Origin of the sequence: Thiomicrorhabdus xiamenensis (genome assembly GCF_013282625.1) — a bacterium.
Taxonomy (GTDB): domain Bacteria; phylum Pseudomonadota; class Gammaproteobacteria; order Thiomicrospirales; family Thiomicrospiraceae; genus Thiomicrorhabdus; species Thiomicrorhabdus xiamenensis.
In genome coordinates, this window is sequence record NZ_CP054020.1 from 2336927 (window position 1) to 2353483 (window position 16557).

Sequence of the window (16557 nt, forward strand, 5' to 3'; positions counted from 1 at the left end):
CGTTCCGATATTCAAAGCAACTCTTCGGTAATTGCAGCAACCTTCTCTCCGATATTCTTAAAACATTCCGTCAGGCGCGGATCGAAATGTTTTCCGGCGCCCTCTTCGATAATCGCCAACGCTTCCTGATGGCTAAACGCTTTTTTATATGGTCTTTCGGAACGCAAAGCATCATACACATCAGCAAGCGCCATCAGCCGGCCGCTGATTGGAATAGATTCGCCCTGCAGGCCTTGAGGGTAACCGCTGCCATCCCATTTTTCATGGTGCGTCAGCGCAATCTCCTGAGCAACTTCAAGAAAACCGCCATAGGAGCCCATTTCGTTTATAGCCGTTTTGAGAATATCCGCACCGCTCTGCGCATGCTGTTTCATAATGTCGAATTCTTCCGGAGTCAGCTTGCCTGGTTTCAACAGGATATGATCGGGAGTGGTAATCTTACCGATATCATGCAGCGGAGCCGCCTGAACGATCAGATCCCGGGTATTCTCATCCAATCCCATATGCGGGTAAGTCCGCTCCACTTCTTCGGCCAACATCTGCACATAAGACTGGGTTCGCTTGATATGATTCCCGGTATTCTCGTCACGGAATTCGGCCAATGAGATCATCACCGTCAAAGTTGCCTGCTGCAGTTTGAAGAGATCGGTCAGACGCTCACTCAGCTTTTGCTCCAACATCTGATTTTCATCACGCAGTTTTCGATGATAGTCTCCAAGCTCCAGATGTGTTTTGATTCTCGCCAGGAGGATATCGGGATTGATTGGCTTGGGAATAAAATCACTGCCACCCTCCTGAAGCGCGCGCTTCTCGTCTTCGGGCGAAGTTTTAGAGGTAATAAAAATAACCGGAATATCGCGCCAGGCTTCATGCTCCTTAATCCGTCGGCAGACGTCGTAACCGTCCATATCCGGCATCATCACATCCAACAGAATTAAATCCGCCAATGCCTTTTCGGGGGACTTCTCAAGCAGACTTAACGCTTTCTGCCCGCTATTGGCCAACTTAACCGTATAGTGCCCTTTCAGACATTCATTCAGCAATGTAAGATTGGCCGGCGTATCATCAACACAAAGCAGGGTTTTTGTGGAGGCCAAAGGAGCGCTGCCCATAAAAGTTTTCTCTCTAAACCTTAATAAATCAATACAAATCCTATCACAACCCTAAACTCTACAGGGTAGCTGATTGAGGATACTCACCTTAAAACCGGGTGGCAAACAGACAAAATGCCGGTAATCGTGATTACCGGCATTTTTCCTATATAACAATAAATCTTTGCAAGACCGTTTGTTAGAATTCACTCCATTCGGCACCGTCATCGGCTACCGGTGCAATGACTTTTTGCACGGAAGCTGTCTCGGTGGGCTTCATTCGTTTGTCTTCGACTAATGCCGGCTGCGGCTTGCGTTTTTCAATGGCCGGTGGCGTCATCATTTTCAATTGCTGCGAGTCGATTTTGAAGAACGCCATATCCTGACGCAGAATCTCCGACTGTTCGGTCATACTGGCCGCAGCGGCAGAGGTTTCCTCCACCAGAGCCGCATTCTGCTGAGTTACCGAATCGATCTGACCGATGGCGCTATGCACCTGATTAACCCCTTGCGCCTGCTCTTCGGATGCCTGAGCTATATCCAAGATCATCTTCGAGAAAGATTCGATTTCCTGATTGATCTGATCCAGCATTTCGCCCGACTGCTTCGCCAAATCACTTCCCTGATCGATTCGATTCACGCTCTCTTCAATCAGGGATTTAATCTCTTTGGCCGCCTCGGCAGATTTTTGCGCTAAGGAACGTACCTCTCCGGCCACAACAGCGAAACCGCGTCCGTGTTCACCGGCACGCGCCGCTTCAACAGCCGCATTCAATGCCAGTAGATTCGTCTGGAAAGCAATGCCGTCAATCAGATTGACGATATCGCCGATCTTATGACTCGAATCCTGAATCTCGCCCATCGCTTCAATCGTGCTTTGCATGACCTGAGATCCGGCATTCGCCTTGCTCTGCACTTCCACGGCAACTTGACTGGCCTGCTGGGCGTTCTTACTATTGCCTTGAACCGCGGAATTCATCTGGTTCATGGTCGCGGAGGTTTCTTCCAGCGCCGAGGCTTGCTGCTGAACACGGTCACTCAGATCCATCGACCCCTTGGCAACTTCATCTGCCGCACCGGCAACAATATGCGTTGCATTCAGTGCCTGCGCAACCACGTCCGCCAGACGACTGATCGAGCTGTTAATCGCTTGCTTGAGAGTGTCCAACTGGCCGTGATATTCATTAGTAATCTGGTGCGTCAAATCCCCTTCCGATTGAGCGACAACCAGACGGGTAATATCATTGATCGCTTTTTCCAAAGCGTCCATCGATAAATTAATACTGTTCTTCAATTCATCCAGCTGTCCTTGCGCATCCGCATTCACTCGAACGGTAAAATCGCCCTGCTGCATTTGATGCATCACGTGCGAAATGTCGGAAATAATCCGATTCATGCGATCCATGGTCTGGGCGGTGTTATCCATAATCTGTTTGAACTGCCCCTGAACATTGGCATTGATCTCAATATCGAAATGACCGCGATTCATCGCATCAAGTACACCGTTGATTTCCTGCATGGTGCTTTCGATCGAATCGACCGAAGTATTGACGCCTTGCTTCAGATTGTCCAGATCACCTGAAACATTGACCTGAATACGTTTTGAAAAATCGCCCATAGCCAGCGCCGAAACAACCTGATTGGCCTCGTGCAGGGCTTCCTGAATCGCCATCAGCGTCATATTCAATTCTCTGGAAATTTCGCCGATCTCATCATTTCTCGACTCATCCGCGCGAATATCGAATCGACCGGTTGCAGCGATCTCTTTAAGCGTGTTCTGAATAGATGCAATTCCGGTACCGATCAAACGCGGAATCACAATCGAGATCATGATCGCGAAGGCGGTAATCAGCAGTGCAACCCATATGGTGATATTGAGAATGTTTTCGTTGTTTTTCTGAATCTGCGGACCGAGACGATCCTGATTCTGTTTCGAATGCAACTGAACCGCCGCGGCGTCTGCTGCCACTATTTCGCCCAGACGCGTCAGCTGATTATGGCGAATCTCATTGCGCTTATTAATGGTCGCATAGAGGTCGTTCACCCCTTGATTGTATACCTTGATCGTTGCGATAAGCCCTTCCAGCTTTTCCTTGCCGATCGGCGAGGCGATCTCGGAGATCAGATTCTCAATCTGAGCGGACAAAACCGCAAATTCCTGCTGAACCCGATCCATATCCGCTTGTGAATTCGATTTAATGAACTTTGCTGTATAGAGGCGGGCCAGTAGCAAAGTTCGCAAACTTTCCGCAGAGGCGTTTTGAACTTCAAAAACCATATTCTGGTAAGAAGAGCGCATAATCGCGGTCAGCGTCTGTTCCATTGTCTTGCCGTTCGCATCGAGGACATTATCGACAATGTCATTTCGCTTCAGCATCAATTGATGCACCTGCTCAAATGATGCCTTAAAAGAGTCAACATCATTTCTTAGTTTGTCGAACTCTTGTAATTGCTGTTCTGTCGCCGCGACCTCTTTCGCATCATCAATGGCCTTACTGACCTTCAGATAAGCCTGCTCGAATGCCTCTATGTCGCGATGCTCATCCTGCAACAGGTAATCTTTGGTCGTCATGCGCATCTCAAGAACATTTGAAGCGATAATCCCGCTGTTAACAGATGTTCTTGCCATTTGGCGATAGTCGGCAAAGGCATCGGAACTGTCCGAAACTTTCGCGTAGTTAAAAATAGAGTTGGCAATAATGACCAGATTGATGGTTATAAAACCTGCAATCAACTTGCCTCTTAATGTTTTCAACATAGGCTTCCCAGAGAGGTTATCAATTTAAAACTTCGAGTATGCTATCTTCCCGAACCACGGGGATAAAGCTTTTCAGTGAAGAGATGAATCCAAAATAAACTTCCATCAACTTTTAAGCATGCGCTATTTTGGCATTTCTTTCGGCGTTCTTCACCCAAATACCCCTACATTTTGTATAAATATTTTTTGTAGGCATAAAAAAACCCGGCAAATACTCAGTATTTGCCGGGTTCTTACAAGAACTAATTAAATAATTTTAATTAGTTTACTTTCTGATCAAGAGAACCAGAAGCGTAACGAGCTTGCATCTCTTCTAGACCAAGAGACTTGATCTTAGACGCGTGACCCGCACAACCGAATGCTTCGAAACGCGCTTTACAGATTTCCATCATCGCGTTTTCAGCTGCATTGTAGAACTTACGAGGGTCGAAGTTTGAAGGGTTCTCAGTTAGGTGCTTACGGATCGCACCAGTAGATGCCATACGTAGGTCAGTATCGATGTTTACTTTACGAACACCGTGCTTGATACCTTCAACGATTGCTTCAACAGGAACACCGTAAGTTGCGCCCATGTCACCACCGTAGTTGTTGATGATTTCTAGCCACTCTTCTGGTACAGAAGAAGAACCGTGCATTACGATGTGAGTATCAGGGATACGTGCGTGGATCTTAGCGATCTGGTCGATCTTAAGAACATCAGCAGATGGCTTAGAAGTGAACTTGTAAGCACCGTGAGAAGTACCAACCGCAACTGCTAACGCATCAACGTTAGTATCTTTAACGAACTGAGCCGCTTCTTCAGGATCAGTTAGAAGCATAGAGTGATCTAGCTCTTCATCAGAACCGTGACCATCTTCTTCACCCATCTTACCAGTTTCAAGAGAACCTAGGCACCCTAGCTCACCTTCAACCGATACACCACCTGCGTGAGCGATCTTAACAACTTCAGCAGTGATGTTTGAGTTGTACTCGTAAGAAGCAGGAGTCTTCATATCAGCTTCTAGAGAACCATCCATCATTACAGAGGTGAAACCTGACTGGATAGCGCGTAGACATACGCCAACATCAGAACCGTGATCTTGGTGCATAACAACAGGAATGTGTGGGTACATTTCAACTGCAGCAGCAACCATGTGACGAAGCATTGGCTCACCAGCGTACTTACGAGCACCCGCAGAACCCTGAAGGATTACTGGAGAGTCACAAGCGTCCGCAGCGCGCATAATTGCACGTACTTGTTCCATGTTGTTTACGTTAAACGCAGGCATACCGAAGCTGTTTTCTGCTGCGTAATCCATTAATTCACGAAGTGTAATCATCGCCATGTGCGAGACTCCTCTTTTTATGGCCGATTAACTCAAGTTAAATCAGGCCTGTTACAAGTTAAAAAATTTTAGCTATTCTAGCAGGCTTTAAATTCGCCGCCAAATAATAAAGTCACTGCACGCCACAGCGTACAGCACCTTTTACAAAAGCTTAGTCAACCTTTACGATTTCCATTAGATTGGTTCCGCCCATCTGTCCACGGTTTTCGCCGCGGGTAAACAGAACCATATCGCCGGTTTTTACCAGTCCATGGTATTTAAGGTGTTCAATCGTCGAGTTACGGACACCCTTATCATCCAAACCGTCATAATCAATCGATGACGGATAGACACCACGGTACAGGGTAACTTTACGACGCGTTGCGATATGCGGAGTCAAAGCGATGATCGGCTTACCGGAAGAAATACGCGACATCAGTAGCGCGGTATTACCGGATTCGGTCAAAGCCGCGATACATTTAACATCGAAATGGTTGGCCGAATACATCGCCGCCATCGCAATTGTCTCATCAACCGCAGTGAAAGACTCGTCGATACGGTGTGTCGATTCACGCGCAGAACGTTGTTTTTCCGCTTCGGTACAGATACGCCCCATGGTTTCGATAACCAGGCTTGGAGAACGACCCGTTGCCGTTTCTCCGGAAAGCATAACCGCATCGGTACCGTCCATAACCGCGTTCGCGACGTCGAATACTTCCGCACGAGTCGGGATAGCGTTTTCGATCATGGTTTCCATCATCTGCGTTGCCGTAATGGTGACACGGTTCAGCTGACGGGAACGCTTAATCATTTTCTTCTGCAATGCAGGAAGCTGTGCATCACCGACTTCAACCCCTAGGTCACCACGAGCGATCATTATGACGTCAGACGCCAGAATAATTCCGTCCAGAGTTGCGTCATCAGCAACCGCTTCAGCACGTTCGACTTTAGAAACAATTGCACAGTTAAGACCGGCTTTCTGTGCCAGCGAACGACAGTATTCAACGTCTTCCGCCGAACGAGGGAAAGACAGCGCAAGGTAATCCGCGTCAATCTCGGCCGCAGTAATAATATCTTCTTTGTCTTTATCGGTTAGTGCCGCTGCAGACAGACCGCCGCCAGACAGGTTGATCCCTTTGTTATTCGACAGGGTTCCGCCAACGATCGTAGTGGTGTTGACACGCTCACCTTCAACATTATCTACTTCAAAAACCAGACGTCCGTCATCCAGAAGCAGTTTATCGCCCGGCTTAACGTCATACGGAAGGTTCTTATAGGTTAGACCGATTTCATGCTGGTTACCGTCGGTATTACCAACATTGTTATCGAAAGCGAATTTATCACCTGGGTTCAAAAAGATTTTATCTTCAGCAAAACGGGTAATACGAATTTTAGGCCCCTGAAGGTCAACCAGAACACCAACTTCGCGATCATACTTCGCAGCCAGTTCGCGAACGCGCTCGGCACGCGCTTTATGCTCTTCCGGATTCCCGTGAGACATATTGATACGGACCACATCCAGTCCGGCTTGAATCATTCTCTCCAGTTCACCTTCACGATCCGTTGCAGGCCCTAGAGTAGCGACAATTTTAGTTCTTCTTAAACCATTACTTGGCATTTGAAATGATTTCCTTTATAAAAAAGCTGCTTGGTATTTCCTTCTTTGCTGAAAGATGTCTCGCGAAATAGATTTACCGCCGAACAGCCACAGCCAGTATAGGCTGGGGTCTTTGGTAAAATTACTTAACGAGCCACCCTTTTCGTTCAGAATCCAAGCTAAGGGTTAAAAATAAAATGAACCAGGCCGCAAATGCGGCCCGGAAAGATTAAGCTAAATTATTTTTTAGCCGCTTCTTCAAGCATCGCTACTGCAGGTAGCTTCTTACCTTCCAAGAATTCAAGGAAAGCACCACCACCGGTAGAGATGTAAGATACTTTATCTGCGATGTCGTACTTATCGATCGCCGCAAGCGTGTCACCACCACCTGCGATAGAGAACGCTGAAGATTCAGCAATCGCCATAGAGATCGCTTTAGTCCCTTCACCGAACTGATCGAATTCGAATACACCTACTGGACCGTTCCATACAACTGTACCGGCGTTCTTGATAATTTCAGCAAGTTCTGCTGCTGAATCAGGACCGATATCAAAGATCATATCGTCTTCAGCCGTGTCTGCAACATTCTTAGTTTCCGCAGCAGCCGTTTCAGAGAACTCTTTACCGCAAACAACATCAGTTGCTAGAGGGATAGCCGCACCGCGACCTTCCATGATTTCGTTCAGCTTGTTACAAGTCGGGATCAGGTCTGCTTCATATAGAGACTTACCTACAGGGTTACCAGCAGCCGCGATGAAAGTGTTCGCGATACCACCACCAACAACTAGCTGATCAACTTTCTCAGATAGAGACTCAAGCACCGTTAGTTTAGTAGATACTTTAGAACCACCAACGATTGCAACTAGAGGACGCGCTGGGTTGTTTAGCGCTTTACCTAGAGCGTCAAGCTCAGCAGCTAGAAGAGGACCTGCACACGCTACTGGAGCGAAAGCACCTGCACCGTGAGTAGAAGCTTGCGCACGGTGAGCGGTACCGAAAGCGTCCATTACATACACATCACAAAGTGCTGCATATTTTTTAGATAGGTCTTCAGCATTTTTCTTCTCACCAACGTTGAAACGAACGTTTTCTAGAAGAACCACTTCACCGTCTGCAACTTCAACACCATCAAGGTAATCTTTAACTAGACGAACTTCTTTACCTAGTTTTTCAGAAAGGTTTGCTGCAACTGGCGCTAGAGAAGCTGCTTCATCATATTCACCTTCAGTTGGGCGGCCTAGGTGAGACATAAGCATAACTTTAGCACCTGCATCCGCTGCCATTTTGATGGTAGGCAAAGAAGCACGGATACGCGCATCAGAAGTAACTTTACCGTCTTTAACTGGTACGTTCAGGTCTTCACGGATAAGAACGCGCTTACCAGCCAAATCTAGGTCAGACATCTTAATTACAGACATGTTGAGTCCTCTTTCATTAAAGTTAAAACCACTGGAACCAGTGGTATTTGGATTTAAATAAAAATTAAATTTGCTTTTCAATTCTCACAAGGAAAACCGACAAGCAAATTTAATTTGAGAGATTAAAGACCTAACCTCTCAAATTACACCAAGAAAAGTTTCGCTGAGTAGCGAGATTAATTCTAGGAAGACTGCGGGAGCGTACAACTAGTACGAGACCAAAGTCTGACAACGAAGTAACTCGCTAATCAGCTAGAAACCTATTTCTTAGTTACTACCTACGTGACGAACAACACGCATCATGTTACAAGTGTAACCATACTCGTTGTCGTACCAAGCAACGACTTTAACGAAAGTAGGATCTAGAGCGATACCTGCAGTTGCGTCAAAGATAGATGGGTGAGAATCACCACGGAAGTCAGTAGAAACGTTAGCTTCTTCAGTGTAACCAAGAACACCAGCCAGCTCGCCTTCAGAAGCAGCTTTCATAGCAGCCTTGATGTCTTCCATTGAAGTTTCTTTTTCTAGTTCAACAGTTAGGTCAACTACAGAAACGTCAGAAGTCGGTACACGGAAAGCCATACCAGTCAGTTTACCGTTTAGAGCAGGTAGTACTTTACCTACTGCTTTAGCAGCACCAGTAGAAGAAGGGATGATGTTCTCTAGGATACCGCGACCACCGCGCCAGTCTTTCATAGAAGGACCGTCAACAGTTTTCTGAGTTGCAGTTGCAGCGTGAACAGTCGTCATAAGACCACGCTTGATACCGAAGTTGTCGTTAAGAACTTTAGCAACCGGAGCAAGACCGTTAGTCGTACAAGAAGCTGCAGAAACGATCGCTTGACCAGCGTATTCGTTGTGGTTTACACCGTAAACGAACATTGGAGTAGCGTCTTTAGAAGGCGCTGACTGAACAACTTTCTTAGCACCCGCATCGATGTGCGCCTGACAAGTTTCTTCAGTTAGGAAGAAACCGGTACATTCGATAACTAGATCCGCACCAACTTCGTCCCATTTAAGGTCAGCTGGGTTACGCTCAGCAGTGATACGAATAGTTTTACCGTTAACGATTAGGTTACCGTCTTTAACTTCAACAGTACCGTCGAAACGACCGTGTACTGAGTCATACTTAAGCATGTATGCTAGGTATTCAGGATCAAGTAGATCGTTGATTGCTACAACTTCGATGTCTTGGAAGTCTTTAGCCGCTGCACGGAAAGCCATACGACCGATACGGCCAAAACCATTGATACCAACTTTAATTGTCATTATCGTTTTCTCCAAATTACACCGCACTGAATGTAGTGCAGTTTCTTTCTTTAAAATAAAAAGTGTTTGTTAGCCGACAACTTGTTTTTCACTATCATCCACTAACTTTAAATTCTTAATTCGCTGCCAGGGCTGGCGAATTCCAGGCGGGCTGCAGGAGTGTATTGAAATACACGACTGCCAAGCCCAACACCGAAGTCGCCGCTCTAGCAGATGAATTACTTGCCTAGTACCTTATTGCACGTAGCAACAACGTTCTCAACAGTGAAGCCGAACTCTTTGAATAGTTCGTCAGCTGGCGCAGACTCACCAAAAGTGGTCATACCAACAACATCACCGTCTAGACCAACGTACTTGTACCAGCAGTCTTTAACGCCCGCTTCAACCGCAACACGCTTAACACCTGGGATAAGAACAGAGTCTTTATACGCTTGATCTTGCTCGTCGAACGCATCAGTACATGGCATAGAAACAACGCGAACGTTTGCATCCATCGCAGCCGCTGCATCAACCGCTAGGCCAACTTCAGAACCGGTCGCGATGATGATTAGGTCTGGCGTACCTTCGCAATCTTTCAGTACATAACCACCTTTCTCGATCAGCTTAACCTGCTCAGCAGTACGAGCCATAGGCGCTAGTGCCTGACGAGAGAAGACAAGAGCAGTCGGAGCGTTACCGCGCATCATGGCAACTTTCCAAGAAACTGCAGATTCAACCGCATCACAACCACGCCAAGTCTGGAAGTTAGGGATAACACGCATCGTCGCTAGTTGTTCAACTGGCTGGTGCGTAGGACCATCTTCACCTAGACCGATAGAGTCATGCGTGTAAACATAGATCGTACCGATCTTCATCAGAGCCGACATACGTAGAGCGTTACGCATGAACTCCATGAACATGAAGAAAGTACCACCGAATACTTTGAAACCACCGTGAAGAACCATACCGTTCATCATGTGTGCCATACCGAATTCGCGAACACCCCATGACAGGTAGTTACCGTTCGCATTTTCACGGTTAACCTTAACCATCTTCGACCAGTTAGTCAGGTTAGAACCAGTCAAGTCAGCAGAACCACCGAACATTTCTGGAAGGATTTCACCCAGTTTTTCGATTGTTTTCTGAGAAGCCTGACGAGAAGCCAGCTTAGGAGACTCTTCCTGAGTTGCTGCAATGAACTTGTCCATTTCAACTTCGAAGTTAGCTGGTAGTTCACCAGACATACGACGTTCGAACTCAGCCGCTTCAGCAGGATATTCCGCACGGTAAGCTTCAAACTTAGCATTCCAATCCGCTTCGTCTTTAGCACCTTGCTCTTTGTGATCCCAACCAGCGTAGATATCTTCTGGGATTTCGAAAGGCGCAGCTGTCCAGCCAAGCTCTTTACGAACTAGATCGATCTCATCGTCACCTAGTGGCGCACCGTGACAAGAGTAAGTACCGCACTTGTTAGGAGAACCGTAACCGATTACAGTTTTAGTACAGATCAATGAAGGCTTGTCAGTAACTGCTTTCGCTTCTTCGATTGCTTTGTTGATTGCTTCAGCATCGTGACCGTCTACGTTAGGAATAACGTGCCAGTCATAAGCGTTGAAACGACCAGGAACACCTTTTTCCATCCAGTCACCGATGTTACCGTCGATAGAGATATCGTTGTCATCCCAGAAAGCGATCAGTTTACCAAGACCTAGAGTACCGGCTAGAGCACAAGATTCGTGAGAAAGACCTTCCATCAAACAACCGTCACCCATGAATACATAAGTGTGGTGATCAACGATTTCGTGACCTGGCTTGTTGAACTGAGCCGCTAGAGTGCGTTCAGCGATCGCCATACCTACAGCGTTAGTGATACCTTGACCTAGAGGACCAGTCGTTGTTTCGATACCATCTGCATAACCGTATTCTGGGTGACCCGCAGTTTTAGCATGTAGCTGACGGAACTGCTTGATGTCATCCATGCTCAGGTCGAAACCAGTCAAGTGAAGTAGAGAATAAATAAGCATTGAGCCGTGACCGTTAGATAGCACGAAACGGTCGCGATCCGCCCACTTAGCGTTGGTCGGATTGTATTTCATGTGGCTATTCCACAGTACTTCAGCGATGTCCGCCATACCCATCGGTGCACCTGGGTGACCAGAGTTGGCTTTTTGAACCGCGTCCATACTTAAAGCGCGGATAGCGTTAGCTAGATCTCTACGAGTTGCCATAGATTTTCCTCAATTTTTATAGAAAAAATTCGGTTATTGCGGTGCCTGTTTAAAAGAGTTTCACGGAGATTTTCAATATCTCTAGGCTTACCACAGGATAAATTTGGACGCATATTCTCTCTCAAATTGAGTCAATCATCAAGTTTTCTTAATTAATGCAAACAACTCAGTAGATTTTATCCCTTAGTAAAATTCATTAAAAATCAGCCATCTAGGCTAACTGAATTTCCCGGGCACGTCCCATTCTTATGAAAAAACAGCCCTCATTATGCTCCCGTTAAATGACTAAATGATGAACGGCAGATGACAAAACGCCCTCACATCGTCCTGCTAGAAATAAAGAAGCCCTGAAACAGACGACTGCAAAACCGCTGATTCAGGGCTTGTTTAAAACATCAACGCAACAGGACTTGGCATCCGGTGTTCATTTCCGTAACTCGGACGCCGATTTAACCGGCCGATACCGACTGCGGATGCATCTGATGACTTTTTCCCTGCGCCTTCAATAATAACTGCTCATAAATCGACAGCATGGCCGGTAAGACCAGCAGAATCAACAACGTCGAAAACATCAGACCGAACGCGATCGCCGTTGCCATCGGAATCAGGAACTGCGCCTGCAAAGACGTTTCAAACAACAACGGAGTCAGACCACCGATCGTAGTCAGTGAAGTCAGCAACACCGCACGAACCCTTTGCACCGCAGCCTCTTCAAGTGCTTCATTCACCGCAAGACCGGCGGCACGCAACTGTTTGTAGAAGCTGACCAAAATAATCGAGTCGTTGACAACAATCCCTGAAAGACCGAAAAAGCCGAACATCGAGAGAATCGTCATATCGATACCCATCCACCAATGGCCCAGGATCGCGCCGACCAAACCGAAAGGAATCGCCATCATCACTACCAGCGGCCATCCGTAAGAGCCGAATACCCAGGCAAGCACAATATAGATCATCGACAGTCCGATCAGCAGACCGATCTTCATATCATTCATCGCCTCCGCCTGATTGGCATTCTGCCCTTCCAGCGAATAGCTGATACCGTATTTAGCCTGCAACTCAGGCAGAGTCGTCTGTTGTAGCGTTTCCAGAATACGGTTGGCGTTATTGACGGTTTTATCCACTTCGCCAATCACCGTTACCGCCAGCAGACCGTCGACATGACGCATCACATCGAAACCGCGCTGCGTTTTCCAGTTGGCGACGACACTTAAAGAAACCCGCTCGCCGTTCGGCGCAACCACCTGCATCGAGTTTAAGGTCCCCAGCGTAGCCTGTTGCGCGCGCGGATACTGAACCCGCACTTCAACCTCATCTTCGGCATCGGTAAAAATCTGCACCAATCGCCCGGAGAAAGCATCCGATAACTGACGTCCCAAAGAGAGATAAGTAAAACCGAGCGCCTCGCCTTGCGGAGTCAATTCATACAATAACTGATCGCGTCCGAACGGCAGGTCGTCGCGAATCGCGCTAACGCCCTGAATCTGAGTCAGCACCTCCTGCAGTTCAATCGAAGCTTCTTTCAGCTTCTGTGGCTCGGCACCCGTTAAACGGATATCGATATCGCTTCCGGGCGGCCCCATTCTCGGTGCCTCGATGGTCAACACATCCAACCCCGGGACGGTTCCCGCCTTCTGATGCCAGACGCGAATAAACTCGGCATTGCGCGTCTTGCGCTGATCCGGCTCCGACAATTCGATATTAATTCCGGAAAAGTTCGGTCCGCTCTGGCGGGAAGTTTTGTTGTAATGCACCACGGCAACTTTGAGAATCCCCGGCTCCAGTTCGCGCTCAGTTTCCAATAACGCCTGATACAGCTTCTCGACGTAATCACTGGAAACATCCGACGGGGTTCCGGCAACAAAACGTGCATCCGCCGACAATTTCGTCGATTCCGGAGACGGAAAGAAAACAAAACCTAAACGCCCGCCCGCCAGCAGGGCAACAACAAAAATCATCATTGCCAGCGCACTGCTGATGGTAATGCTGCGGTGCGCCAGACACCAGCGTATGACCGTACGGAACTGGTGATGCCTGAAATGGTCGATTGCCGTATCCAGCTTATGACGTACCGAACCTTGTTTGGCCGGCTCCACCTTATGCAGAGCATGACGAAGATGCCCCGGAAGAATGGTAAAACTCTCCAACAAAGAGGCGAAGATCACGGCAATAATCACCAACGGAATAGCAAACAGGATATTCCCCATTTCTCCGCCGATCATCATCAGCGGCAGGAAAGCCGCCACAGTGGTCAGAGACGATGCCGTTACCGGCCCGAGCATACGGTGCGCACCACCTTCTGCAGCCTGCAACGCCGGCTCGCCCCGCTCGTGGTGCGCCAGCGCGTCTTCCCCGACCACGATGGCATCATCGACAATAATCCCCAACGCCATAATCAGACCGAAAAGGCTGACCATATTGATCGAACCACCCGACAGATAAAGAATCATCAGAGTGGCCATAAAGGAGACCGGAATCCCGACCGCAACCCAGAAAGCAACTCGCCCGTTCATAAACAAATACAGAATCAAGACCACCAGAAGAAGCCCGCCGACTCCGTTATTGACCAGCAGCATAATCCGCTGATTAACCAATGACCAGGTCTCATCATATACTTTGAACTCGACCCCCTGCGGCAATTGCGGTTCAGTTTGCAGCAGCCATTCCTGCATGATTTTCGACGATTTCAACGTGTCGCCGCTTTCCGCACGCTGCAACTGCATTTCAATTGCCGGATAGCCATCTACCGTAATATAAGGCGCATCTTTCTGCGGACGACGGTCGATATCGGCAATGTCTCCGAGCGTAATCTTCTCCATATTCGACGTGACTATCGGTGTCTGTGCAAAAGCCATCTCATCGCGTTTCTGCTGCAAAGCGCGCAATTCGCGCACGCTATCGTCGTCCCCGACGGTACCGGCCGGATAATCGCGACTCATCGACGATAGTTGATTACCGATCCCTTCCAGAGAGAGCTGATACTGCTCCAACTTCTGCTGCGAAACTTCCACCGACATCTCTTCGATCGGCAAACCGGTAAAGCTGATTTTATCGATTCCGCGATCGAGCAGCTCTCGTTCAAAGCGGCGCACCAAAGGCCGCAACTCTTCAAGCGAGCCGTTCTGATTGACCACCAGCAGGCGTGCGACCGGTTCATAGCGAACAATCCGCTCAATCACCGGTACCTGTATATCCTGCGGCAGATTCCGTAATTCACTGACCCGCTGATTGATCTGATCAATCGCCTCGATCATGTCCGTTCCCTGCTTGAACTTCAGGGTAACCGTCGACAGCCCCTGAGCCGAGGTCGACGTCATCTCGTCAAGGTTATCCAGATTACGCAGCACCCGTTCGATCGGATCAGTAACGCTTTTTTCGACATCTTCGGCATTCGCCCCCGGCCAGACAACGCGCACCGAAGCATAATCCAGTTCGAAATTCGGAAAGAACTGTACATTCAATTTCATCAGTGCAACGATCCCGGCCAGGATCATCACTACCATCAACAGATTCGGGGCCACTTTATGGCGCGCAAAAACCCCGATCATACCGTGTGATTTAAAGCGCTTTTCCGGGATTTCGAAATCGTGATCAAGCTTACTTTCGTCAGGGGATGAAGCCTTGCTTACCGTTTCCTTATCGGTCATGGCGACACCTCAGACACTTTCAAGCCGTTAATTGCGTTTGGTAAATGCGTCGTCAGCACCTTGATGCCATCCTGTAATTCGGCGGAAGCAATCAAAGCCATCAATTTACCATTGCGCATCACCTCACCCTTCAATTCGATCTGAACCGAACGCAGTCGTTCGTTTTCAATCAGATAAATCCGGTCATTACCGTAAATCGCACTATAAGGCACGGCCGCCACCTGATGCATTTCCCGACCTCTAAAATACACTTCCATCAACTCCCCCGGACGCTTGCCGTATAGAGCATCCGGCATGGAAAAATACGCATCCACGCCGCTGGTTGAAGCCTCTCCGGCCAAGCGCAGCAGATTCAATTGCAATGGACTGCCCGCCATTTCGTATTCGGCAATCAGACGCTGTTTAGACAAAAGCGCTTTTTCCGCCTGTGCCAGGCTGCTCACCGGCAATTTCGCTTTCAGCTCCATACTCTCCAGCGCATAAAAGCTGACCAGCAGCGATCCGACATTGACGCGGTCGCCGACACTGACATTCACTTCTGCGATGCGTCCGTCGAACGGCGCGTACACCACCCCGCGCTGCTGATTGAGTTTAGCCTGATCCAGCGCTGCCTGCGCTTTTTGCAGGCGCGCCTGAACCTGTGAAATTTGCGAGTCACTCTGCTCTACCGCCAACTGAACACCGACAACCGTATATTCCTGTTTGACGAGCGCCTCCTTGGCGGCATCCACAACCGACTGCGACGCCAGATTCTTTTTCAGCAAAGTCTTGGCCCGAGCCAGCGCCTCTTTCTTCAATTCCAAAACCTTCTGCTCATGCAACAGACGCTTTTGATTGGCTTTAATGGTCAGTTGCTGCAGTTTTAGCTGCGCTCTGGCATCCGCCACGTCGGCGCGCGCCTGATCCACCGGCAAACGCAAATCTTCGGAGGAAAGCGCAACCAACATTTCACCTTTCTTAACTTCATCCCCCGGCAGAACCGCAACCTTTTCCACCACGGCGGAAATCGGTGCCGACGCTTTAACCAAAGCGTTCGACTCCACCACGCCATATAACGTCTGCACCGCGGCCAGATTTTCCAGCGATACCGAGACGCCATTAACCATCCATACTTTCTCTTTCACCTCAACCGGCGGTTGTTGCGGCTTGGAGTTTTTCATATAGATAAAAAGCGCAATGGCAACGCCAACAATAAGAATCGGAATCAGTCGTTTAACCAGTTTGTTCATGTATTTTGCAGCCTCAAGCTCTTCAAACGCCGGCAGT

The 16557-nt window shown here is 48.3% G+C and carries 9 protein-coding genes; all 9 read right to left on the reverse strand.

Going from position 1 to position 16557, the window contains the following annotated elements; genetic code table 11:
- Positions 1-11: 11 nt before the first annotated feature.
- Positions 12-1112: a response regulator gene (locus HQN79_RS10830; protein ID WP_173286421.1), complete on the reverse strand. Its 1101-nt coding sequence runs from the start codon at positions 1110-1112 to the stop codon at positions 12-14.
- 178 nt (positions 1113-1290) lie between these two features.
- On the reverse strand, positions 1291-3849 hold the full coding sequence (locus tag HQN79_RS10835; protein ID WP_173286423.1) for a methyl-accepting chemotaxis protein: 2559 nt from the start codon (positions 3847-3849) through the stop codon (positions 1291-1293).
- Positions 3850-4109: 260 nt separating this feature from the next.
- Positions 4110-5174, reverse strand: coding sequence for a class II fructose-bisphosphate aldolase (gene fba, locus HQN79_RS10840; protein WP_173286425.1), 1065 nt, complete (start codon positions 5172-5174; stop codon positions 4110-4112).
- A 151-nt stretch (positions 5175-5325) separates the two neighbouring features.
- The gene (pyk, locus tag HQN79_RS10845; protein ID WP_173286427.1) at positions 5326-6771 is read right to left on the reverse strand and encodes a pyruvate kinase; all 1446 of its coding nucleotides are present in this window, start codon (positions 6769-6771) and stop codon (positions 5326-5328) included.
- A 218-nt stretch (positions 6772-6989) separates the two neighbouring features.
- Positions 6990-8168, reverse strand: a complete 1179-nt coding sequence (locus tag HQN79_RS10850) for a phosphoglycerate kinase (protein ID WP_173286429.1) — start codon at positions 8166-8168, stop codon at positions 6990-6992.
- A gap of 267 nt (positions 8169-8435) precedes the next feature.
- Positions 8436-9437, reverse strand: coding sequence for a type I glyceraldehyde-3-phosphate dehydrogenase (gene gap, locus HQN79_RS10855; protein ID WP_173286431.1), 1002 nt, complete (start codon positions 9435-9437; stop codon positions 8436-8438).
- A gap of 218 nt (positions 9438-9655) precedes the next feature.
- Complete coding sequence (gene tkt / locus HQN79_RS10860) at positions 9656-11644, reverse strand: transketolase (protein WP_173286433.1); 1989 nt, start codon at positions 11642-11644, stop codon at positions 9656-9658.
- Positions 11645-12093: 449 nt separating this feature from the next.
- Entirely contained in the window at positions 12094-15291 is a 3198-nt protein-coding gene (locus tag HQN79_RS10865) for an efflux RND transporter permease subunit (protein WP_173286435.1), read from the reverse strand.
- Positions 15288-16520, reverse strand: a complete 1233-nt coding sequence (locus tag HQN79_RS10870) for an efflux RND transporter periplasmic adaptor subunit (RefSeq protein ID WP_173286437.1) — start codon at positions 16518-16520, stop codon at positions 15288-15290. The genes HQN79_RS10865 and HQN79_RS10870 overlap by 4 nt, the downstream gene beginning before the upstream one ends.
- Positions 16521-16557: the final 37 nt, after the last annotated feature.

Excerpts from the sequence above, each read along its gene's own strand:
- gap (WP_173286431.1), bottom strand. The coding sequence starts at position 9,437 with ATGACAATTAAAGTTGGTATCAATGGTTTTGGCCGTATCGGTCGTATG.
- tkt (WP_173286433.1), bottom strand. The coding sequence starts at position 11,644 with ATGGCAACTCGTAGAGATCTAGCTAACGCTATCCGCGCTTTAAGTATG.
- HQN79_RS10830 (WP_173286421.1), bottom strand. The coding sequence starts at position 1,112 with ATGGGCAGCGCTCCTTTGGCCTCCACAAAAACCCTGCTTTGTGTTGAT.
- HQN79_RS10850 (WP_173286429.1), bottom strand. The coding sequence starts at position 8,168 with ATGTCTGTAATTAAGATGTCTGACCTAGATTTGGCTGGTAAGCGCGTT.
- HQN79_RS10870 (WP_173286437.1), bottom strand. The coding sequence starts at position 16,520 with ATGAACAAACTGGTTAAACGACTGATTCCGATTCTTATTGTTGGCGTT.
- HQN79_RS10865 (WP_173286435.1), bottom strand. The coding sequence starts at position 15,291 with ATGACCGATAAGGAAACGGTAAGCAAGGCTTCATCCCCTGACGAAAGT.
- fba (WP_173286425.1), bottom strand. The coding sequence starts at position 5,174 with ATGGCGATGATTACACTTCGTGAATTAATGGATTACGCAGCAGAAAAC.
- HQN79_RS10835 (WP_173286423.1), bottom strand. The coding sequence starts at position 3,849 with ATGTTGAAAACATTAAGAGGCAAGTTGATTGCAGGTTTTATAACCATC.
- pyk (WP_173286427.1), bottom strand. The coding sequence starts at position 6,771 with ATGCCAAGTAATGGTTTAAGAAGAACTAAAATTGTCGCTACTCTAGGG.